At 59.4% G+C, this 19,706-nt stretch carries 20 protein-coding genes; 7 read left to right on the top strand and 13 right to left on the bottom strand.

The features are described from left to right. Positions 1-45: 45 nt before the first annotated feature. Positions 46-948 carry a substrate-binding domain-containing protein gene (locus QD461_RS20655; RefSeq protein ID WP_414089437.1) on the bottom strand — a complete coding sequence of 301 codons (903 nt, stop codon included), beginning with the start codon at positions 946-948 and terminating at the stop codon, positions 46-48. A 352-nt stretch (positions 949-1,300) separates the two neighbouring features. On the opposite strand from QD461_RS20655, the gene QD461_RS20650 reads away from it, so the two are divergent. Continuing rightward, complete coding sequence (locus tag QD461_RS20650) at positions 1,301-2,329, top strand: LacI family DNA-binding transcriptional regulator (RefSeq protein WP_414089436.1); 1,029 nt, start codon at positions 1,301-1,303, stop codon at positions 2,327-2,329. A gap of 62 nt (positions 2,330-2,391) precedes the next feature. On the opposite strand, the gene QD461_RS20645 is transcribed toward QD461_RS20650, so the two are convergent. The 8 genes from QD461_RS20645 to QD461_RS20610 all read right to left on the bottom strand — a co-directional run bounded on the left by QD461_RS20645 (position 2,392) and on the right by QD461_RS20610 (position 9,931). Next, a complete protein-coding gene (locus QD461_RS20645; protein ID WP_414089435.1) occupies positions 2,392-3,249 on the bottom strand; it encodes a sigma-70 family RNA polymerase sigma factor in 858 nt (285 codons plus the stop codon). A gap of 4 nt (positions 3,250-3,253) precedes the next feature. Then, positions 3,254-4,141 carry an alpha/beta fold hydrolase gene (locus QD461_RS20640; RefSeq protein WP_414089434.1) on the bottom strand — a complete coding sequence of 296 codons (888 nt, stop codon included), beginning with the start codon at positions 4,139-4,141 and terminating at the stop codon, positions 3,254-3,256. A 110-nt stretch (positions 4,142-4,251) separates the two neighbouring features. Then, the gene (locus QD461_RS20635) at positions 4,252-4,917 is read right to left on the bottom strand and encodes an EthD family reductase (protein ID WP_414089433.1); all 666 of its coding nucleotides are present in this window, start codon (positions 4,915-4,917) and stop codon (positions 4,252-4,254) included. Between the two features lie 164 nt (positions 4,918-5,081). Beyond that, positions 5,082-5,843: an SDR family NAD(P)-dependent oxidoreductase gene (locus tag QD461_RS20630; protein ID WP_414089432.1), complete on the bottom strand. Its 762-nt coding sequence runs from the start codon at positions 5,841-5,843 to the stop codon at positions 5,082-5,084. Positions 5,844-5,856: 13 nt separating this feature from the next. Further along, on the bottom strand, positions 5,857-6,669 hold the full coding sequence (locus QD461_RS20625) for an ABC transporter permease (RefSeq protein ID WP_414089431.1): 813 nt from the start codon (positions 6,667-6,669) through the stop codon (positions 5,857-5,859). Further along, entirely contained in the window at positions 6,669-7,535 is an 867-nt protein-coding gene (locus QD461_RS20620) for an ABC transporter permease (RefSeq protein ID WP_184705306.1), read from the bottom strand. The genes QD461_RS20625 and QD461_RS20620 overlap by 1 nt, the downstream gene beginning before the upstream one ends. 85 nt (positions 7,536-7,620) lie before the next feature. Further along, a complete protein-coding gene (locus QD461_RS20615; protein ID WP_414089430.1) occupies positions 7,621-8,784 on the bottom strand; it encodes an ABC transporter substrate-binding protein in 1,164 nt (387 codons plus the stop codon). A 22-nt stretch (positions 8,785-8,806) separates the two neighbouring features. Further along, complete coding sequence (locus QD461_RS20610) at positions 8,807-9,931, bottom strand: ABC transporter ATP-binding protein (protein WP_414089429.1); 1,125 nt, start codon at positions 9,929-9,931, stop codon at positions 8,807-8,809. 153 nt (positions 9,932-10,084) lie between these two features. Between QD461_RS20610 and QD461_RS20605 the strand changes: the two genes are divergently transcribed. Both QD461_RS20605 and QD461_RS20600 read left to right on the top strand, forming a co-directional pair. Further along, positions 10,085-10,897 (top strand): helix-turn-helix domain-containing protein, encoded by an 813-nt coding sequence (locus tag QD461_RS20605; protein WP_184705300.1) that lies wholly within the window; start codon positions 10,085-10,087, stop codon positions 10,895-10,897. A 255-nt stretch (positions 10,898-11,152) separates the two neighbouring features. Further along, positions 11,153-12,331 carry a diguanylate cyclase gene (locus QD461_RS20600; RefSeq protein ID WP_414089428.1) on the top strand — a complete coding sequence of 393 codons (1,179 nt, stop codon included), beginning with the start codon at positions 11,153-11,155 and terminating at the stop codon, positions 12,329-12,331. A 246-nt stretch (positions 12,332-12,577) separates the two neighbouring features. On the opposite strand, the gene QD461_RS20595 is transcribed toward QD461_RS20600, so the two are convergent. From QD461_RS20595 to QD461_RS20580, 4 genes are all read right to left on the bottom strand, one after another. After that, positions 12,578-13,381 carry a class I SAM-dependent methyltransferase gene (locus QD461_RS20595; protein WP_414089427.1) on the bottom strand — a complete coding sequence of 268 codons (804 nt, stop codon included), beginning with the start codon at positions 13,379-13,381 and terminating at the stop codon, positions 12,578-12,580. Between the two features lie 248 nt (positions 13,382-13,629). After that, positions 13,630-15,111, bottom strand: coding sequence for a SecDF P1 head subdomain-containing protein (locus tag QD461_RS20590; RefSeq protein WP_414089426.1), 1,482 nt, complete (start codon positions 15,109-15,111; stop codon positions 13,630-13,632). After that, positions 15,108-15,992, bottom strand: coding sequence for a hypothetical protein (locus QD461_RS20585; protein WP_414089425.1), 885 nt, complete (start codon positions 15,990-15,992; stop codon positions 15,108-15,110). Before QD461_RS20585 ends, QD461_RS20590 begins: the two co-directional genes overlap by 4 nt. Before the next feature lie 170 nt (positions 15,993-16,162). Then, complete coding sequence (locus QD461_RS20580) at positions 16,163-16,828, bottom strand: DJ-1/PfpI family protein (protein WP_414089424.1); 666 nt, start codon at positions 16,826-16,828, stop codon at positions 16,163-16,165. An 82-nt stretch (positions 16,829-16,910) separates the two neighbouring features. On the opposite strand from QD461_RS20580, the gene QD461_RS20575 reads away from it, so the two are divergent. The 4 genes from QD461_RS20575 to QD461_RS20560 all read left to right on the top strand — a co-directional run bounded on the left by QD461_RS20575 (position 16,911) and on the right by QD461_RS20560 (position 19,521). Then, entirely contained in the window at positions 16,911-17,870 is a 960-nt protein-coding gene (locus QD461_RS20575; RefSeq protein ID WP_414089423.1) for a GlxA family transcriptional regulator, read from the top strand. 151 nt (positions 17,871-18,021) lie between these two features. Further along, positions 18,022-18,459, top strand: a complete 438-nt coding sequence (locus QD461_RS20570) for a curlin (protein ID WP_184705288.1) — start codon at positions 18,022-18,024, stop codon at positions 18,457-18,459. A gap of 71 nt (positions 18,460-18,530) precedes the next feature. Further along, positions 18,531-18,932 carry a curli-like amyloid fiber formation chaperone CsgH gene (gene csgH, locus QD461_RS20565; RefSeq protein WP_414089422.1) on the top strand — a complete coding sequence of 134 codons (402 nt, stop codon included), beginning with the start codon at positions 18,531-18,533 and terminating at the stop codon, positions 18,930-18,932. Positions 18,933-19,107: 175 nt separating this feature from the next. Then, positions 19,108-19,521 (top strand): curlin, encoded by a 414-nt coding sequence (locus QD461_RS20560; protein ID WP_414089421.1) that lies wholly within the window; start codon positions 19,108-19,110, stop codon positions 19,519-19,521. The last annotated feature ends 185 nt before the right edge of the window (positions 19,522-19,706 follow it).

The raw sequence follows: 19,706 nt of genomic DNA, 5'->3' as shown, positions 1-19,706 counted from the left end.
CGGGTAAGGTGACCGCGGCGGCCAGAGGCCGCCGCGAAACTCAATTTACTTCGTTTCGCCGTCCTTGGTCACGACGCCGGGCACGATCGGCTGCTTGGCCGGAACTGTCTCGCCCTTAATGACCTTGACGGCGGTTTCGACAGCAACCTTGCCCATCTGGTCCGGATACTGAGCGATGACGCCAACCATGATCGGATCGTTCTTCACAGCGTTGCGCGCCTCTTCCATGCCGTCGAAGCCGATGACCTTGACCTGGCTCTCGAGCTTGGCAGCCTTGACGGCAGAAGCAGCAGCCAGCGCAGCGTCGTCACCGAAGCCGAAGATGCCGACGATGTCGGGGTTGGCCTGCAGCATGTTCTGCGCAGCAGCAAGCGCTTCCGGACGCGTGATGCCCGTCTGGATGGCGGCGATCTTGACGTCTGGATACTTTTCCAGACCCTTCTTGAAGCCCTCGACGCGGTCAACGACCGACTGAACCGTCGGATAGTCGATAACGGCGACCTTACCCTTGCCGCCGATGGACTTCGCCATCAGCTCGGCAGCCTTCTCGCCGCCGGCAAAATTGTCCGTGCCGACGAAGGAGGTGACGTCAGCGTCGATAGCCGGAACGTCGACGGTAATGACCTTGATACCAGCCTTCTCGGCCTTCTTGATCGCCGCGCGCACGCCCTTGCTGTCGACTGGCGAAATGACGATGACGTCGACGCCCTTGGTGATGAAATCCTCGACGTCAGCAAGCTGCTTGGACAGATCCTGGTTGGCAATCGCCACTTCCAGCGGCACCTTTTCCGCCTCAGCTTCCTTCTTCATCGCGTTGGCAAGCGAGATGTAGAATGGATGCTGCTGCGTCAGGAGCGACGCGCCAATGCCAGCTGCGGATGCGACACTTGCCATAAGGGCAAGGGCAGCGCCGGAAAGAAGAATGCGACCGAGCGTTTTGCGAAGCATGATTTCCTCCAATTGCCGGCCTCGCCGGCTGATTAAGAACTTGTGAAGCTGCCCTGTCAGCTGGCGGCGGCAGCCGCCTTTCCTCTCCTGCGCAGGACATATCCACCCATATCGGGCGAGCTTCCTATCGCATCGATTGGATATCGCGTCAACCAATTTATTTACACGTGGAAAAAACTTTACCGTACTAAATTCTGTTTGTAACGGCTGATTTGGCGGCTATACATGTGACGAACAGTTGCGGAGGCCTGTAAAACCAGCATCATCCCTCTGATAGGCCTAAAGATTTATTTTTACGCATGCTAAATGAGCGCGAGAGCGCACCGAACCGCTACGAACCTCGAAAGCGACCATGAGCGAGAGCAAAATCCGGACGATGGAAGAGTTCGCTGCGGCAAGCGGGCTTTCCCGCCCGACCGTTTCGAAATATTTCGACAACCCCGAGAGCGTAAAGCCCTCAACCCGTGCCCGCATCGAAAAGGCACTGAAGGATTATGATTATCGACCGAATATCTTCGCGGTCAGCCTCAATCGCAAGAACCCGAAGAATATTGGACTGATCGTCCCGCACATTTCGGATCCGTTCTATGCCGAGATTGTACGCCAGGTCGAAATGCGCTGCTTTGCTGAAGGTTACTGGACGATCGTCCTGTCCTCTCACGGCGAAAGGAAGCTCGAGGCGCGGGCTATGCGCACTCTGCTATCGCTGAACATCGCAGGCGTTCTGATGGCGCCACTCGGTTTCGAGACGGATGCACGGCTACTCGAAAGTCTCGCCGACGCCATGCCGACGGTCTTCCTCGACAATAGTATCGGCGACCGCCCCTTTGTCGGCACCGACAACCGTCAGAGCATCGGCAACATCACCGAATATCTTTGCAGGACAGGCGAGCATCCGTGCTTTCTGGAGATGCCCGCCGTCAACCAGAACGCTCTCGAACGACGGAACGCCTATATCGCAACCATGGAGCGACTGGGGTTGGAGCCCGTCACATTGGCGATCCCGCCGAAAGACTGGAATTTCGAGCAATTGGGCTATGAGGCCGCCGGACGCCTGCTTGATGGTTCCGGCTTTCCGACGCGCACCGTGCTTTGCGCCAATGATCGCCTCGCTTTCGGTGTCATCGCGGCGGCCTTCGAAAGGCGACTTCGTGTCGGGCACGACAGCGATTGCGACCTGCGCGTCGCCGGCCATGACGACCATCCGCTCAGTCGCTTCACCTGCCCGCCGCTGACCACCATGGCACAGGATTACCGTGGCATTGCAGCCGCCGGTATCGACATGCTGTTTGCAGCGATTGGCGGAACCTCGGAACAATCAAAAAGCCAGGATCGGACGACGCATCTCGAAGCGCGGCTCATCATGCGACAGTCGGCATGAACACGGCCGCCTGACGCATTTCCTAGGAATGTCGCGGGCTTTCTATCCGGACAGCGGAGTGTTCACGACAACCGCACCCAATCCATGGCCTCAAGCACATAGGGAGCAAAAAGGAAATCCCTGATCTCGATAATCCGGCCTTCCGACCATTCGATCAGGACGAAATGGGCGGGAATGTCCATCGAGCCGGTGCCATCGAAGACCAGCATAGCTGGCCTTCCTTCCACAGCACCAAGAGCAAACCGCCATTTCGCCACCTCGGCATAGCGCGTGAAATAGGGAGCGATCTTGTCACGTCCCTGCCACGTGAGCCGGTTGACCAGCTCCAGCTTCACATCATCGGCGAGCATGGCCCGGATCGCGTCGAAATCGCCGCTTCGGAACATATCGACATAGGCTGCGATCTTCCGACGGTCCGTGTCGGACATCAGCGGCAGCCTTGTGTCTTCGCCCTCCTGCGCGAGCAGTCTGAGTGTCACGCGCCCGCGTTGGAGTGCCGATTTTGCGGCCGCTGGAGAGCAATCGGCAATGCCGGCTATCTCCTCTATCGAATGCCCCAGGACATCCTTGAGGATCACCGCGCAGCGCTGCAGCTCCGGCAACCGCAGAAATGTCTGAAAGACGATCGCGACAATGTCCGCTTCGGGTATGGGATCGGCTTCGATATCGTCCGTGAGCGGGACGACGGTGTTTCGAGAGTTGCTGCGCAGGAAGTCGAGGCTCGTGTTGTGGGCGATGCGAAACAGCCAGCCTTCAAGGTTGTTCACCTCGGCTCCCTGGCTTCGAGCATGCAACGCCTTGACCAGGGTGTCCTGCAGGATGTCCTCCCCCTGAACGGCCGATCCCGTCATGCGCGCGCAGTATCGATGAAGGCGCGGTCGCAGCGCTTGCAATCGATCTTCGAAACCATCCGTGTCCATTGGCTTACCCTCTGTTCGCATTCTCTTCTGCCAGGGATCGGACACCGATGTCGATGAGGATCTTTGACAGGTTAGCCGGCTGCGACAGGAATGGCGAGTGGCTGCTATCCAATGTGTGGGTAGTGGTCTTGCCGCCGAGCGCACTATCAACAGTAGCGATCATATGGTCTTGTCCGGAGAGCGGAACGGCACGGTCCTGGGTACACCGGATATAGTGGCGACGCACCGAGCCGAATCTCCTTGGTGTTACCGGCGAAGGAGCGAGCGCGCCGGCGTTCGATTCGTCGCAATGGAGCTGCGATGCCACCTGCGCGAACTCGCTCTCCGGCACATCCGCATAGAACGAAGCCTTGAGCAGCGACCTATAGGCTTCGTCGGTCGATCCAGCATGGATCCTTGTCGCGCCGATGGCGACGGGGTCACCTATGAACAAGCCGGGCGACAGGGCCGAAGACATGGTGCCATGCTGAAGCATGGTGAGCAATGACATACCGTTCGGCACCATGAAACCCGCTAGATAGACAACGGCGAGAAGCAGGCTCGGCACCTGCTCCGCAACCGCCGAGATCGTCATCCCGCCGGCCGAATGTCCGACGAGAATGACTTTGCCGCCAGCCAGCGATGCAGCCTCTTCCACCAGTGCAACAACAGCGCTGGTCCGCTCCTCCTGCGGCGAGTCGGCGACGGGCGACCGCTCTGCGGCAAATGCAGCCGCATCGAACGGTTGCCGATGGAGCGACGCAGGCGCTGATGCATTTGCACCGGCGCCGGGAAGATCGAGCGTCAAGGCAAGGAAACCACTGGCTTCCAGAAACGGTATGACCTTGTTCCATACGGAGCGGCTGTGCCAAGCCCCGTGGACCAAGACGAAAGCGGCTTTGGGTGCCGGCATGTGAAAGTCTCCCTAGAAAATGTCGTTGTTCGGCCGCTGATGCACATTGCTCGCGCCCTTCCGCGCAAAGCTGCCCCTTCCTCTCGTGAACAGGCAAAAGGGACGCAGGCTCAAACCGGCCTCTTGTCGAAAAGATACATTTGAACACCGGAGTCGTCGGGCGCATAAATTCGGCGATCTGCGGCAGCCGCTTGACCTTCCGGACTTGCGAAAGCCATCTTGATTGCCGCGAGGTCGTCAAAGTACAGCGTGCCTATCCGATATATATCGGAGGAACCTACCGGCACTGCGATCGGCCCATGACTGATCTCGTAACTTCTGAGCCCCGGAAGCTTCTTGGCAAGTGGCACATGGATATCGAAATAGTGCCTGTCGAATGCCTCCGGATCCTTCGGCGTCCGATAGATCACGACCATCCGGGCTGCTCCAGCGTCCACCTGGGGGCCATATGAGGCGGATTCGACGGTGCGTTCGTGTGTCATAGTCGCCACCGCCGAGCCCATGATCGTTTCCAAGCTTGCCAGCGCGGCGATCCTCGGGAAATAGGCTCTCATACGCGGATCCTCACGCATCGCTGCGACGGCGGCAGGTGTCTCCCATTCGGACTGGATGACGACGCCGGTGCCGTCCGCCGCCGCGATCAACCGGGTCATCCTCCAGCCGGGAAGCGTGCGGATGACGGTCTCTATGTTCTCTTGCAGGAGTGCGATCAACGCCTCCTGATTTCCCGGCTCGCACCTCAAGAGATTGATCAAGGTGACGGGTTGGTCGGACATGGCATATCTCCTTCTGTTTCGGATATGCCAAGGACGATCCGAAGGCTGGAAACGGATCGCGGTTCAGAAGATTTTTTTAGACCGTGAGCAATAGGCCCAAATCGTGCCACTCCGCCCCTTCCCGGTGTGGTTTAAGATAAGCTCAGGCGACGCCGTATGTCGACCTAGACGACCGTTTCGCCGCCATCGACGACAAGGATCTGGCCTGTCATGTAGGAGGAACGATCGGAAACGAGGAAGAGGATCGGCTCGGCAATTTCCGAGACGTCGGCCCAGCGTCCGAGCGGCACCTTTTCGGCAATATAGCCTTCAATAGCATCGCGGCCGCCCATCTGCGCGATGAACGGTGCATTGAATGGCGTGTCGACCCAACCGGGGCAAATCGCGTTTACCCTTATGCCGAACCGGGCATAGTCGCCCGCCATCTGCCGGGTCATGGCGATCACCGCATGCTTGGAGGTGGTGTAGGCAATCATCTCGCGGTCGTAGAGGACGCCTGACGAGGACGAGGTGTTGAGAATGACGCCCTTACCGGCCTTCCTCATGATCGGCATGACGAAGCGCGCGGCCATGAAATGCGCTCGCACGTTCAGGTTCCAGGATGTGTCGAAGCCTGAAACCGCGACTTCTTCCAGATTGCCCGCGACCTGTGCGCCAGCATGATTGTGCAGGATATCGATGCGGCCATGCTGCGCCGCGATTTTGGCAATGCCAGCCTCAAGGGCGCGATCGTCCATAACGTCGACAACCATGCTTTCGGCCCCGCCACCTGCGCCGGCAATCTGGCTTACAGTCTCCTCGGCACTTGCCAAATCGATATCGGCGACGATCACATGCGCACCTTCACGCGCCATGATGAGCGCGCCGGCGCGGCCGATCCCGGAGCCGGCTCCGGTGACGATTGCGACCCGATCCTTGAGTATCATGATGTTTCCCTGGTCAGTTTGTCGTTGTCTTTTCGCGCATCAGAAAGCGCGCGATGAGAATGAGGACGAGCGATGCGATCAGCACCATCGTCGCAATGGCATTGATTTCCGGCGTGACGCCGCGACGGATCGAAGCGAAGACATAGATCGGCAGGGTCGTGTTCGATCCCGCCACGAAGAATGCGATGATGAAATCGTCGAAGGAAAAGGTGAAGGCGAGCAGAAAGCCTGCAAGGATCGACGGCATGATCTGCGGCAGGACGATCTGGCGGAACGTCGTCAGTGGTGTTGCGTAGAGATCGCTCGAGGCCTCAACAATATCGCGGCCAAGGCTTGCAATGCGCGCCCTCACGATCATTGTCACCAGCGCCATGGTGAAGAGTCCGTGCGCCGCGATGATCGAGCCGTAACCGAGTGCGAACTTCGGTGGCTGGTCGCCGGGCCAGACGGCTGCGATCAGCGGATTGACGATGCCGAAGACCTCGACCAGAGCCACCAGCGTCGCAATGCCGATGACAACACCTGGGACGACGATCGCCGCGGCGAACAACCCGTCGAAGATGGCGCGCATGCCGGGGCCGAGCCGCTCCAGGCCAATCGCCGCCATCGTGCCGAAGATCGCGGCAAGCGTCGCACTGGTGAAGGCGATGATCAAACTGTTTTGCAGCGCTTCCATGAGGAAGGTGTTCGACAGCGCCCGCCCGTACCATTGGGTCGAAAAGCCGGTGAACTCGCTCGCATTGCGGCCGGCATTGAAGGAGAACAGCACGACAAGCGCGATCGGCGTATAAAGGAAAAGATAAACGAAAGTGACGAGTGCGCGCATCAGACGAGATCCACCTGGCGGGTGCCTGCAACGCGCCAGGCGATGCGCATGGCAACAAGCAATATAATGACGACAACAGCCACCAGCGTCACGGCGATCGCCGATCCGAACGGCCAGTTGCGCGACTGCAGGAAGAGATCGACGAGCGCGTTGCCGATGAAGAAGACTTTGCCGCCCCCCAGCAACTGCGGGATCAGATACTCACCAAGCAGCAGGATGGTTACGAGGGCAACGCCGGTCATGACACCCGGCAGTGATAGCGGCAGCGTAATGGAAAAGAAGGTCGAGATGGGCTTGGCGCCGAGATCGGCCGATGCCTCCAGCAGTCGCCGATCGAGCTTTTCGAGGCTGACATAGATCGGCATGATCATCAGCGGCAGGTATCCATAGACGATGCCGAGGAGCACGGCACCAGGCGTATTGATCAGCCTGACATTCTCGATCCCGACATATTCGAGCAGATGCGGAATACCGCGCGCGCCAAGCAGATACATCCAGGCATAGGTGCGCACAAGAAGGCTCGTCCAGAAGGGAACGACCACCAGCGAGACGAGCAGCAGTCGGCGCTGCGGGCTTGCCTTCACTGCCAGATAATAGGCGACCGGATAGGCAACAAGCAGGCAGGCTGCAGCACCGATCGGCGCAAGGATCAGCGTATTGACGAAGGCTGCCGAGCGAGAACCGAGATTGGCGAATTGCGCGAAGGTGAAGGCAGCCTGATAGCCGCCTTCCGGCGCTCGCTCGCCAAAAGCAAAGACGATGATGGCGATGAAGGGCAGCACCAGAAAGACGAACAGCCAGATGCTTGCCGGGCCGACGAGGGCAGCGGTGACAAGGCGCCGTTTGGTGGCAGAGGTAAGGGGCATCGATGGGTTTCTTTATCGCCGGTTCGGAATGCGAGCCCGGCCCCTTCACGCAATGACGCTAGGGACCGGGGTGGGGCAAGGACGATCAGGCCGACTTGAAGCGGGCCATCAACTCGGCGCGGCTCGGATCGGTGAGCGTGACGGCGGCGCCGAATTCCAGCGGGGTCAGCGCGGCCTCGTCGGGATAGACGATCTTGTTCGAGGTGATGTCCTTCGGCAGAAGAGCGATGACGCGGCTGTCTGTGGTCGGGGCGCCGTTGGCGATGTGCTCCTTCACCGCGTTCTTCGGATCCATGAGATAGTTGAGAAGAGCGTACCCGGCTGCCTTGTTCGGAGCATCCTTCGGGATCGCGTAATAGTCGGTCCAGATTTCGCCGCCGTCCTTGCCCAACACATAGGCAAGTTCCGGCATGTCGCGGTTGAGCTGCGCGCCGTCATTGGTCCAGCACATCGTGAGCCAGGCATCCGTCGAACGCATGGACGGCTGGTAATCGGAGTTAATCGCAAAGAGATGCGGCTTGACCTTGATCAGCAGTTCTTCGGCTTTGGCGAGCTCTTCGGGCTTGATCGAGTTGAAATCATAGCCGAGTGAAACGAGTGCGCTGCCGATGGTTGTCAGCTGATAATCGTGCACCATGGCGCGCCCATCGGCCTCGGTCTGCGCGATCTCGAAGAAGTCTTTCCAGCTTGCGAGCTTCGTCTTGATCTTCTTGGTGTTCACAGAAAAGCCGGTCGTGCCCCAGTTCTTCGGCACGGCATAGGTCTTGCCGTCGATCTGCCCTTCCTTGGTGAAGCGCGGGCTCTCGGTGGTCTGGCTAAAGTTCGGAACCTTGGACAGATCGAGCTCTTCGACAAGGCCGAGCTTGTGATAGGTCGAAATCGTGTAGTTGGTCGGCACATAGAGGGACCAGCCGGAGGCGCCCGCCTGAAGCTTGGCGAGCATTTCCTCATTCGAGCCGAAGACATTGACCTCGACGGCAACGCCGGTTGCCGCCTTGAAGTTCTCGAAGGTCTGGGGATCGTGATAGTTCGGCCAAGTCGCGATCGACATCTGCGTGCCGAGTTCGCCTGCGGCATAGGCCGGCGTCGAAAGCGCGCCCGGGAAGCGCGACAGAACCGCCGTCGCAAGGCCGAGACCGGTGATGCCGAGGAAATGACGGCGGCTGACGGAGCCGCGCTTCAGGCGCATGAATTCATCCATGAAGCCTTCAGCTGAAATGGGGAGATTGTCCTTGTAATCCTTGCTCATGATGCTGTTCCCTTGTTTTGGTTTATGCATTCGATGCTGGAAAGACATGTAAGGCTTTGGGATCGAAGCCGAGGAAAACCTGCTCGCCTGGACCGACGAGGTCATTTTCGCTCATGCTGCTGCGATCTGAGGTGATCAGGAAATCGCCCAATCCTGGGACGGTGACCGCGTATTCCGCCGATGAGCCCAGGAAGATGCGGTGGGTCACTGTGCCCTTGAAAGACATGCCCGCCGCCGTCATTTCGCGGGTGAGCTTGATCGCCTCCGGACGCAATGCCGCAATTGCGGCTCCGGGCACGAGCCGCTTGCCGGCCGAAAGCGCCGAGCCGTCGGCAAGACGCAGCGTTTCGCCGTCAGCTTCCATCGTGGCCTCGATGCGGTTCGTCTTGCCGACGAAATCTGCGACAAAGAGATCGGCCGGGCGGTCATAGACCTCCTGCGGCGTGCCGAGCTGGCGGATGCGGCCGGCGCTCATCACGCAGACGATATCGGCCATCGACAGTGCTTCTTCCTGGTCATGGGTGACCAGAACGAAGGTGATGCCGAGTTCGCGCTGCAGCGTCTGAAGTTCGATCTGCATGGCCGAGCGCAATTTCTTGTCGAGCGCGGCAAGCGGCTCGTCGAGCAGGAGCACGGAGGGGCGATTGACGATGGCGCGAGCAAGCGCAACGCGCTGCTGCTGCCCGCCCGACATTTCGTGGATGCGGCGCTTGGCGAAGCCGCCGAGGCGGACCATCTCAAGCGCTTCGGCGACGCGCCGGTCGATCTCAGCCGCGCCGACTTTCGGACGCATCTGCTTCAGCCCATAGGCAACGTTTTGCGCGACGTTGAAATGTGGAAACAGCGCATAGTGCTGGAACACCATGTTCACGGGCCGTCGATAGGCGGGAACGCCGTTCATCTCGCGCCCGTCGATCAGCACCGTGCCCTCGCTCGGCTGCTCGAAGCCGCCGATCATGCGCAGACACGTCGTCTTGCCGCAACCGGAAGGCCCGAGAAGCGCCAGAAATGCGCCCTTGGGCACATTGAGATTGATGTCCGTTACGGCGGTCACGGCGCCATAGGCTTTCGTAACCGAACGGAATTCGATGTCGTTCGTTGAAGCGGATGCCACGTCTGTTCCCCGCGGTTGGTCGGCAGTCTTCATCTGCCTTATTGCCACCGTCGTTAAAGAAAGAGTAAGCCTGGGCTTCCGGCGAGGTATATACCCCGAGAGAGGTATTTTCGTGCAGATTGCTTCATGGGAGGTGTATATGAGGGCTGCGCTTGTTAGCGCAGGGCGGCAGAGGGGATCCGTCACATGAGCACCGACCTTGAAGGACTTTTCGCGGCCTTCAATGCCATGATCGGCAGATCGTCCATGACGGATGCCGAGTTCGGCGAGACCTTTCGCCGGACGATGGCGGCGCTGGTGCGGTTCGACTACGTGGTCGTTTTCGCCTATCGCGGCAAGGAGCGGCCGATCGATCTCTACAGCACGTTCGATCCCGAGGAGCACGTCGTTTTCGTGACGCTCTATCAGGCCGGGCCTTACCTGCTGGATCCCTTCTACCACACGGCACGTAGCCGCCGCGAGGGCGTGCTCAGAATGCGGGAGCTGGCACCGGATCGCTTCTTTTCCAGCGAGTACTACCGGACCTATTATGTGCAAACGGGGCTTGCCGAGGAAATCGGCTTTTTCGTCAATGTTGACGAGGACATCACCGTCGTCCTGTCACTGATGCGGCGCGAGCAAACAGGCGTTTTTCCGCCTGCGGAATTCCTGACACTCAAGAAGGTCGAGCCGCTCGTCGCTAACATGGTAAGACATTATTGGGCCAGCCTTGCTCCACGCTTCGATGCGCAGTTGACAGCCGGCGGCAGGAGCCGTCGCCGGCAGGGTCAGAGCGAAGCCCTCGCGCCGGCCGAAGCGGTCTGGCGGGATCTCAATCTGACAAGCCGCGAGACTGCCATCGTCGAGCTCGTCCTGCAAGGACACTCGTCGGAATCGATCGGCCTCAAACTCAACATCTCCACCGGCACGGTGAAAGTCCACAGACGCAACGTCTATCGCAAGCTCGGCATTTCGTCGCAGACCCAGCTGCTTTCGCTGTATCTCAAGAATCTGGCATAGAGAGTTCGGACCTTCCCCGAATTTGCCGGCGACAGGATTTGCCAATCTGCCCGCCCGATAGAAAACGAGCGCACGCGTCGAGGTAGGCCCGGTTTAGGCAGTCTCAACCGTACAAACCAGCGTCTTGCATGCTGGCAGCCCGGCAACGCCCATTATGCCGATCTATGATATCTAGCCCGCATTGTTTCGCATATAAGCGCCCCTCGAATTCCGCTATTCTGCTCGCGGCAGGTCGAATGGATTCAAGGGATCTTCATGGTGCCAACCGATAATTTCGCTTTCCTGCTTCCGGTTATCATGCTGACGTTCGGGTGTACTTTCCTCATCGTCGGCCATTGGGGTTCGCGCCAGGCAAGGATCTGGGGCACAGGCTATCTTTCGGCGGCGGCGGCATTTTCCGTGCCGCTGGTTCTCTCGTGGCTGCCGGTGCAAGCTCAGACCCTGACGGCGGACGCTCTTTTCATCGCAACATTCTATTTTTTCGGAGGCGCGCTCCTCGCTCGTTTCCGCAGACCTTCCCTTATCGCACCGCGAATCGCGCTCGCAATTGCCGCCTTTGCTTCCAATCTCTACTCCGTCATTGTCGCACACAGTCTACCGGCCGAACTTCTCGTCAACGATCTCGCCTGTGTCGTCCTTTTGGGTCTGCCGGTCGTGATCTGCTTCGGTCGGTCGCAGCACGCAAGTGACCGGCTGCTTCTCGCCGTCGCCTCCGCCGTTGTGCTTGACACGATCGTCCGCGACACCATCCTGATCGTTCTGCTGCCTTCGCCAACAGGGATCGAGGGCTTCACCTCGTCCAGCTACGATTTCTATATGCAGGTCGGCGCATCGATCCTTGGCCTGCTGATGGCCCTAACGGCCCTCGCCGCCGTCGCCCTCGATACGATCGCGATCTATCGGGACGCGGCGGATCGGGACCATCTCAGCGGCCTGCTTAATCGGCGCGGCTTCGACAGAGCTGCCGCCGAGCTGCGGCATCGCGGGAAAACCGGTGCAATCATCATCTGCGATATCGATCACTTCAAGCGGGTGAACGACAAGTTCGGTCACGCAATGGGAGATCGCGTGATCCTCGCCCTTGCAGGGTTGCTGCGCGAACGTTTGCCCGCCGACGCCCTTGCGGCGCGCTTCGGTGGCGAGGAGTTCGTCATCTTTCTTCCCGCTGCAAGCCTTGCCCAGGCCGGCGACCTTGCCAACGCCATCAGGCTCGCATTTGCCGGCGTCGAACGTGGCGAAATCGGACCCAACCATAAAATTACCGCCAGTTTCGGCGTCGCGGCTGCGGAGAGCGGAGATGCCGCAATCGCCGATCAGATCGGCCGCGCGGATTCTGCTCTTTACGCTGCCAAAGAGGCGGGCCGTAACCGTGTCATGGTTGCAGGAGAACCTCCGCAGGAGGCCACCATGCCGAGAATCGTCGGTGGACGGTGACCCTTGGGTCTTACGGTGCCGGTCACCTTCATTGAGATTTGTGAGGAGGCTTCGCGCCACTTGATATCATGGCAAGAGCCGAAGCTTTCGACATGAGGAAGCTGCGACAGGACTCATTGCATGTTGGGCGGCCCGCCAGCGCCAATAGCGGTCACCACAGCATCGCCTCAATGAAAGAATGGTGGCTTGGCGACGCAATGTTGCACAAGACGCCATTCTTCCCCGACAGGCTGGGTGGTTCGCTGCCTAGGCCACCTTCAATGCCAAAGTCGCGATGAAGGTCGGAAGGAACTTATCTACGAGGAAGCGGGGCGCGGGTTGCCGGTCCTCCAGAAAGCCGGCGATATGGAAGCCCGCCTCGATCTGGCCTGCAATCTGATCGGACAAACTATGCCCCGACACCAGGGTTTCGCCCCGCGCCAGCTTTGCCTCCAGTGCCGTTGCATCAAGATCCCTCGCATCGGCATAAGGTATCATGAAGACTGGCCGGATAAGCCCCTCCTTCATCAGCGCTGGATCGCGATCTCCCATGAAAACGACGGGATTATAGAAGCTGGCCAGCAAACGTCCTTGTGGCTTCAGCACGCGATGGCATTCGCGCCAAACAGGCCTGATACCGGGAACATAGAGATTGGAAATCGGATTGAAGACGATATCGAATGTCTCATCGGCAAAGCAGGAGAGATCACGCATATCTCCCTGAATTGCCTTGAGTTCCAATCCATCGCGCGCTGCAATTTTTCGATCCAGCTCAAGCTGCTTTTCGGAAGCATCGAAAACGGTCACCTCGCCCCCCGCCGCTGCGAGCACAGGTGCTTGCTGACCGCCGGCGGACGCCAGGCACAAGATGCGACACCCTTTGACGTCTCCCAGCCAGTGGCTCGGTAATTCACCGGGGGTCAACCGAACCGACCATTTGCCGCGCTTGGCGGCAGCCGTGATTTCCGGCGCAACCGGGCGGGACCATTCACAATCGCTGATGGCGAGCCTGTCCCACGCCGATTGATTATGGCCATAAACATCCAAGGACGCTGAATTTGATGATAGCATGAGAACCTCTATATCGTTGCCAAGCCGTAGCAGACGAAAGCGCCATGCCCGGCATATATCTGCTTGAAAAGTGAAACTGAGTTTTCGGATCCACGAACACACGCGTCGTTGAGCGCAAGGGCTGCAACTCTGAGATGTTTGTGTTGATCTGAGCTTAGAGGATCACTGGCAGGGCACTCCGATAGAGAAGCTCGGCCTATCATCGATGTTCGGGGCGTTCAAGGCCGAATGCTACCGCAAACGTCTCGTCACGATCGCGTTCGCACGAGAATTTTAGCTCCCGAGATGGACAGTTTTTCAGCCATGGCTCTCAGCGCCGTCATGTCGGATCCGGTTAGCGTGAGACGGCTGCCCATGATCGGCTCCCTTATCCAAGGCTCGATGACGACCTTGTCATCAATCAGCACTTGCGTTTGCCGGCCAATCGCCGCCTGGGTGAATTTCTGAAACGCCTCGCCACTATCCGGCGTAAGCACGACCTCCAGTTCATATCCATAGCCGTTGGAGGCTTTGAGGACCTGCGCGCTCTTCACCTCAAGCCAGACTGGCGCGATCGACTTTTCCGCATCATTGCTCGTTACGGTCGACGGCTCCTGCGATATGGTCGTCGAGGCCTGCGATATCGACGGCAGGCCGGGAATGCCCGGCGCGGCACCGGCCGGCGAAAGCGGCTCGATTTTCAGCTTCGGCACACGCAAGTCCGCGGCCGTCAGGATGGCCGGAACTTGCAGCACAGCCGGCGCGTCTTCGCGCCTGATATGGGTATAGGTGTGGAATGTCGAACCTGCCGAAATAACCGTTACGGTTTCCAATGCTTCGATGACGGATCCATCGCTCAGAGACACCACAAACTCCGCGCGTCGCGTCTTGCTCGCGCGTTTGACGGAGGTCAACTGATCGGCCGTAAGGCTCTTCAATCGCTCGCCGAAGGCGCCCAAAAACTTGTCGATCGCGCCCTGTTGAGACTGGCGGAATGCGTCGGGATCATACTCATCCACTACAGACAGGGTCGCGGTATGCTTGGGGACATCAGTGGATTGCAGGAGCCAGTTCGATGCGACGGGGACGCTGACGCCGCCATAGTCCTCGTTTCGAGACGCCGTGAGAGCCTTACCGACCTCCATGGCCTCATCCTGATAGGCTTGCCCTGTGGCAAGCAGCTGCGCTTCCGGCGTCAGGACAGTGACAATTTGAAGAGGGTTTTCCTGGATGCGATCAATGATGTCATAGACGCCGCTCTGCGGCGGAGCGAGGGCTCCATCCGGTCCATTTGTCGCCATCCTACGCATATTCGCCAATATCTGATCAACACCGAACAAACTGTTTGGAAAGCCGTTCAGATCCGTTTCCATTTCGAGCGCGCCGACGCCGTATGCGGTGAGAGAATTGCGATAAAGCGGGTTCATCTGATAGGTGTCAACAGCGCCCGCGATACCATCCGGCAGGTCGGCGCTCAGAGACCAGCGAACCCGCATGCCCTTATCATCCCGCGACACCACAGTCATGCGTTGGCGAAACTCGCCGCGCGTGATCACGGAGGCAGCGCCGGACGCGTCGAACCAGAGCGACATGTCGCTTTCGGTCGCCTTTTGAACACGGTAGCTGCGCTCGACCCCAGTTACCGGTGCATAACCCGGAACCGTCACGCTATCGCCGGCCCAGGCGGAGCTCGACAATGTCGCAAGGACGCAGAGGGAGGATAACGTATTTCTGAAGTCCAAGATCTTCATTCGGCGCTCCATGGCTCAGCCACCGTGGCAACGCCGAAGGGATTGAATTTATATTCGTTCTCCTCGTATCGCGTGTCGTCAGACAGTTCGATGTGACGACGCCTCAACACGACCTCGACGCCGTCCTTCACCATCTCATCGGCGATCTCGTCGATCAGAGCGGCAATTTTGAGCTGTTCGGTATTGGTGGTCCGCGGCTGGTCGTCCTTTCGACCGACGGTAATCAGAACATCGGGCAAGCCGACCAGATGAAATCCGACGCTCGCCATTCCATCGGCATCGTCGCCGATGGGCCGGCGCGCAAGGGCCAGGCGACAAGCCCGCGCAACGGCCGGCAGATCATCGGAGGCCGCAGCCTTTCGCATTTGTTCGGAAAGCTCCCTCCATCGCTGCACGCCATGGGCGACGCCCGCGCTTTCTCCCTTTGCAGCGACAGCACCATGGTCGAGCATGTGTTGTACGAGCAGCAGGGCTTTTGCCGATGTTGCCACCGCCGTCTCTGCTGTCATCGACGGGCCAAGGACGTACAGCACCGATCCGTGCGTGGCGACCGCATCCTCGTCAGTCTTCTGATAGGCTTCGGGATCGACACGATCCCAACAAATATTGAAGGACCGAACCATACGATCGTCAGGTTTGTCCCGCGAATAGTCCTCATCGACGGAAAAGCCGGCGCCGAGCGCGTCGATACCGGCGCGAGCACTCTGCTTGAGCGCCTCAAGGCCGTTTTCCCCGCCAAGAAAACAAAGGACGTGACGCGGTTTGTAACTGGAGCGGGCCGCGGCAAAGACCGAGGATTTGCTCGATGCATTACTGGGGGACGGTTGCCCCAGGATAAGTCCGGCCAGGAACGCAAGAACGCCGCGACGCTTCGAATTCATTCCGGTACCCCCATGGCTTTCACTCAGATGAGACTAGACGTTCCCGCAACACGAAATCCAGACCCGCATATTTACCTAGCCTATTGCCCTCGCAACTCGATTTCAACATGCCGCCGCCCTTTGGTTGTGGCCAGGGCGGCAGACGATCTGTTTTTGCTCCGATAGTCCATTCAAAGATCGGCGAGAATCCGCTCTCTCTGAGCTCTCGAAGCAGCCATGCGCTGTTGTGCCAAGGCGACGATATCCGGCGTTACCTGCTTCGGCAGGCCGGCCTCGAATGGAGGTGCGGGAGCATATTCGAGCGATAGCTGTACGGTGCGGGCCTCGTTCTCGCCGAACAGTTCCGCGATGACGGTCAGGGCGAAATCGATGCCCGAGGTAACACCGCCGGCGGTAATCAGGTTGCCATCGCGCACGACCCGCTCATCGACTGCGGTCGCGCCAAAGCGGGGCAGAAAATCTATGGCATTCCAATGCGTCGCGGCTCTCTTGCCTTTCAGCAATCCGGCGGCGCCAAGGACCAGCGACCCCGTGCAGACGGAGGTGATGAAACGCGCCGTTCGTGCTTGCTGACGGATAAAGTCCAATACGACTTTGTCGCGCAGCAACGCATTGATGCCGCTGCCTCCAGGCACGCACAGAACGTCCAATTTCGGGCAATCGGCAAAGCTCACGGTCGACTTGAGTCCAAGGCCGGTTGCCGAAATGAGCGGCTCCACTGCCTTCCAAACGAGATGAACCTTTGTGCCCTGCGCGGAGGCGAATACTTCATAGGGTGCTGTAAGGTCGAGCTGCTGAACGCCTGGAAAGGCAAGAAGGCCGATGTGCAAGGTCATTTGAAATCTCCAGATTGACTTTCCAGAGCCTAGCAGGTCAAGATTTGGCGTGATTGCCATTTACCCCTCGATTTACGCCAAAATGTCACGACGCATCGAAATCCTCACCTTTTCCGATAGCCAGCTTCTCGATGTCGCTGGCCCCTTGCAGGTTTTCGCCTCGGCGAACGACATGGCGAGAATGGCGGGACGTCCGATGCCCTATGATCCCGTCGTGGTCGGCATCGCCGATCAGGTGAAGACCTCTTCCGGCCTTTCAATCGGCGCGCTGCCACTACCATCAGCAGATGCGCCGCTGGACACGCTGGTCGTTCCCGGCGGCTGGGGCGTTTATGCAGCCTGCGAGGACGGTCACTTAATCGAATGGATCAGGAGACGGACGCAGGCGGCGCGACGGACCGCCTCCGTCTGCAGCGGCGCATTCCTGCTTGCAACCGCTGGCCTGCTCGATGGGCGGCGGGCCGTCACGCATTGGCAGCGCTGCGAAGAGTTCAGGTACCGCTTTCCGAAAGTCAGATTGGAAGCAGATCCGATCTTCATCCGCGACGACAATATCTGGACCTCGGCCGGCGTCACGGCAGGTATCGATCTTGCACTGGCGCTGGTGGAAGCCGATCTCGGCCGCGAGCCTGCATTGACCGTAGCGCGTCAGCTGGTCGTCTTTATGAAGCGGCCCGGCGGGCAGTCGCAGTTCAGCGCCGCGCTACTGCTTCAAGACAAGGGCGGTGGCCGATTCGACGATCTGCATGCCTGGATCGTTGAAAACCTGGAACGGCCGCTCTCCCTCTCCGATCTCGCCGAACGAGCCGGCATGAGCGTGCGCAGCTTTTCACGCCATTATCATCGGATGACCGGACGCACTCCTGCGCGCGCCGTCGAGGAAATGCGGCTGGAAAGCGCCCGGCGGCAGCTGGAACAGGGAACGCATGTGAGCCGCGTTGCGCTTCGCTGCGGCTTCGGCGCGGAGGAGACAATGCGGCGCGCGTTCCAACGACAATTCGGCGTCAGTCCACAGGCCTATCGAGAGCGTTTTTCCCTTTAGGCACGCGGCGGCGTCTCGGGAACGAACCTACCTCCGCGGCCACACTTGCGAATGAACGCCAACTGAATGGTCCCTTCAGCATCCATTCCAACTGCCGCATCTAAAAAGAGATCGTTCAAACGCGGTCCCGTCCGCCAAAGGAGACGCAGTCATGATCCGCAATTCTCTCATCGCAACCGCACTCGTCGCTCTCGTCGGCATGACCGCCGCCGCCCCTGCCATGGCCAATGATGTGCGCATCGAACAATATGGTTGGTCGAACTCGGCCGGCGGCGCCCAGCAGGGCTACAGGAACCGGATCAGAACCTATCAGAACGGCGGCTACAACAGAATGGTCGGCCAGCAATATGGCCGTCACAATCTCTCTGCCGTCGGCCAGGAGGGCAATGGCAACTACGGCGCCACCTATCAAAATGGCGATCACAACGTCGCCGGTATCGGCCAGTTCGGTTCCAACCACACGACCATCCTCACCCAGGACGGCAACGGTAATATTGCAGCCGGCGTTCAGGTCGGGAACGGCTGCAGCGCCAATGTCAACCAGGGCGGCAGCGGCAATGTCGCCGCCTTCGTCCAGGCTTGCCCGTAACCGGTAGCAACGGCCACGCGGCCCGGGAAACACCCCATGGCCGCGGTGACGGAACGTCAAGGAGACGAACCATGCCACATATCGTCAATCACCCGCGCCGTCTTGTCACGGCGCTCGCCCTGATCCTGCTTCCAGTCGGCGCACTGGCGGCGATGGTAACCTCCGGGCAAACCGATGGCCCTCTGCGCTGCGAGATCCGCGTCACGCCACAAGCCGGCATGGTGGCTCTTCAGCCCCTTGTCCGAACGGATAGGCCCGTCAGCGGCACCTATCGCTTCCATGTTGAAAGTACCGGAGGCTCGGGCGGCTCCAACATTGATCAGAGCGGCGCCTTCGACGCCTCTCCGGGTCATGCTGCCCCCCTCGGTTCCGTCTCGCTGGGTTCCGATGGCGCCGGCTACCGTGCGACGCTTGACGTCACCGCCGGTAACAGCAGCGTCCGTTGCACCCAGCGGATCGGTGGCTCGATCTGACCAGATCTACCTCGATCCAGTTCATCACAAAGGGCGCCGGGAAGCCGGCGCCCTTTGTGATGTCAGACTCCCAGTGCGGAATTGAACGATAACTGAACAGGCAATTCCATTTGGGTTCAGCTGCAGAATGCGAGAGTTGGTTATCGGCTGATGGAGCCGGGCAATGGAGACCAGGATGACCCGCACTATGTTGAAGATCCTTACCGCTACGCTTCTTGCCGGCTGCATCGGGCAGGCAACCTTATCCACGCCGGCTTATGCCGGAGGCCGGATCTCGGTGAATATCGCTCCTGACAACGCCGAGGATGCCGATATCTTCTCGACCGGCCTTCGTGTCTATTCGCTGTATCGCGGGTTTCGCGATGCCGATATCCGCCAGCTGGGTCACGGAAACCTGGCCGGCATCGCTCAGTATGGCCGTGGCAACGTCGGCATTGTCGAGCAGAGAGGTAACGGACACTCCGCCAGCCTGCGGCAGAATGGCAACGACAATGCCTATGGCATCTTCCAGTTTGGCAGAAATACCAGCACCGATGTGGTGCAGGACGGTAATGGCGGGAGCGGCGCCACTTTCAGCTATGGGTGGTAACTCGCATTTCCGTTCCGTCGCAGATGGGCGATGCGCGGGCATCGCCACTGCTGCACGGCCCACCGGTGCGATTATGCGACCGATAGTTGATATGGCCTCGCCGGCATGGACGTCGAAGACCTTGAATTTCTATTCAGTAACATTGATCCACATCTAAGATACTCTTCTCGCATTGGAGACCTCAA

The sequence above is a fragment of the Rhizobium sp. BR 314 genome, assembly GCF_047445805.1.
In the GTDB taxonomy this organism is placed as follows: domain Bacteria; phylum Pseudomonadota; class Alphaproteobacteria; order Rhizobiales; family Rhizobiaceae; genus Rhizobium; species Rhizobium lusitanum_B.
Note: the sequence above shows the minus strand (reverse complement) of the source record. Positions and strands in the feature narration are given on the sequence as shown.

Excerpts from the sequence above, each read along its gene's own strand:
- QD461_RS20655 (WP_414089437.1), bottom strand. The coding sequence starts at position 948 with ATGCTTCGCAAAACGCTCGGTCGCATTCTTCTTTCCGGCGCTGCCCTT.
- QD461_RS20650 (WP_414089436.1), top strand. The coding sequence starts at position 1,301 with ATGAGCGAGAGCAAAATCCGGACGATGGAAGAGTTCGCTGCGGCAAGC.
- QD461_RS20645 (WP_414089435.1), bottom strand. The coding sequence starts at position 3,249 with ATGGACACGGATGGTTTCGAAGATCGATTGCAAGCGCTGCGACCGCGC.
- QD461_RS20640 (WP_414089434.1), bottom strand. The coding sequence starts at position 4,141 with ATGCCGGCACCCAAAGCCGCTTTCGTCTTGGTCCACGGGGCTTGGCAC.
- QD461_RS20635 (WP_414089433.1), bottom strand. The coding sequence starts at position 4,917 with ATGTCCGACCAACCCGTCACCTTGATCAATCTCTTGAGGTGCGAGCCG.
- QD461_RS20630 (WP_414089432.1), bottom strand. The coding sequence starts at position 5,843 with ATGATACTCAAGGATCGGGTCGCAATCGTCACCGGAGCCGGCTCCGGG.
- QD461_RS20625 (WP_414089431.1), bottom strand. The coding sequence starts at position 6,669 with ATGCGCGCACTCGTCACTTTCGTTTATCTTTTCCTTTATACGCCGATC.
- QD461_RS20620 (WP_184705306.1), bottom strand. The coding sequence starts at position 7,535 with ATGCCCCTTACCTCTGCCACCAAACGGCGCCTTGTCACCGCTGCCCTC.
- QD461_RS20615 (WP_414089430.1), bottom strand. The coding sequence starts at position 8,784 with ATGAGCAAGGATTACAAGGACAATCTCCCCATTTCAGCTGAAGGCTTC.
- QD461_RS20610 (WP_414089429.1), bottom strand. The coding sequence starts at position 9,931 with ATGAAGACTGCCGACCAACCGCGGGGAACAGACGTGGCATCCGCTTCA.
- QD461_RS20605 (WP_184705300.1), top strand. The coding sequence starts at position 10,085 with ATGAGCACCGACCTTGAAGGACTTTTCGCGGCCTTCAATGCCATGATC.
- QD461_RS20600 (WP_414089428.1), top strand. The coding sequence starts at position 11,153 with ATGGTGCCAACCGATAATTTCGCTTTCCTGCTTCCGGTTATCATGCTG.
- QD461_RS20595 (WP_414089427.1), bottom strand. The coding sequence starts at position 13,381 with ATGCTATCATCAAATTCAGCGTCCTTGGATGTTTATGGCCATAATCAA.
- QD461_RS20590 (WP_414089426.1), bottom strand. The coding sequence starts at position 15,111 with ATGAAGATCTTGGACTTCAGAAATACGTTATCCTCCCTCTGCGTCCTT.
- QD461_RS20585 (WP_414089425.1), bottom strand. The coding sequence starts at position 15,992 with ATGAATTCGAAGCGTCGCGGCGTTCTTGCGTTCCTGGCCGGACTTATC.
- QD461_RS20580 (WP_414089424.1), bottom strand. The coding sequence starts at position 16,828 with ATGACCTTGCACATCGGCCTTCTTGCCTTTCCAGGCGTTCAGCAGCTC.
- QD461_RS20575 (WP_414089423.1), top strand. The coding sequence starts at position 16,911 with ATGTCACGACGCATCGAAATCCTCACCTTTTCCGATAGCCAGCTTCTC.
- QD461_RS20570 (WP_184705288.1), top strand. The coding sequence starts at position 18,022 with ATGATCCGCAATTCTCTCATCGCAACCGCACTCGTCGCTCTCGTCGGC.
- csgH (WP_414089422.1), top strand. The coding sequence starts at position 18,531 with ATGCCACATATCGTCAATCACCCGCGCCGTCTTGTCACGGCGCTCGCC.
- QD461_RS20560 (WP_414089421.1), top strand. The coding sequence starts at position 19,108 with ATGACCCGCACTATGTTGAAGATCCTTACCGCTACGCTTCTTGCCGGC.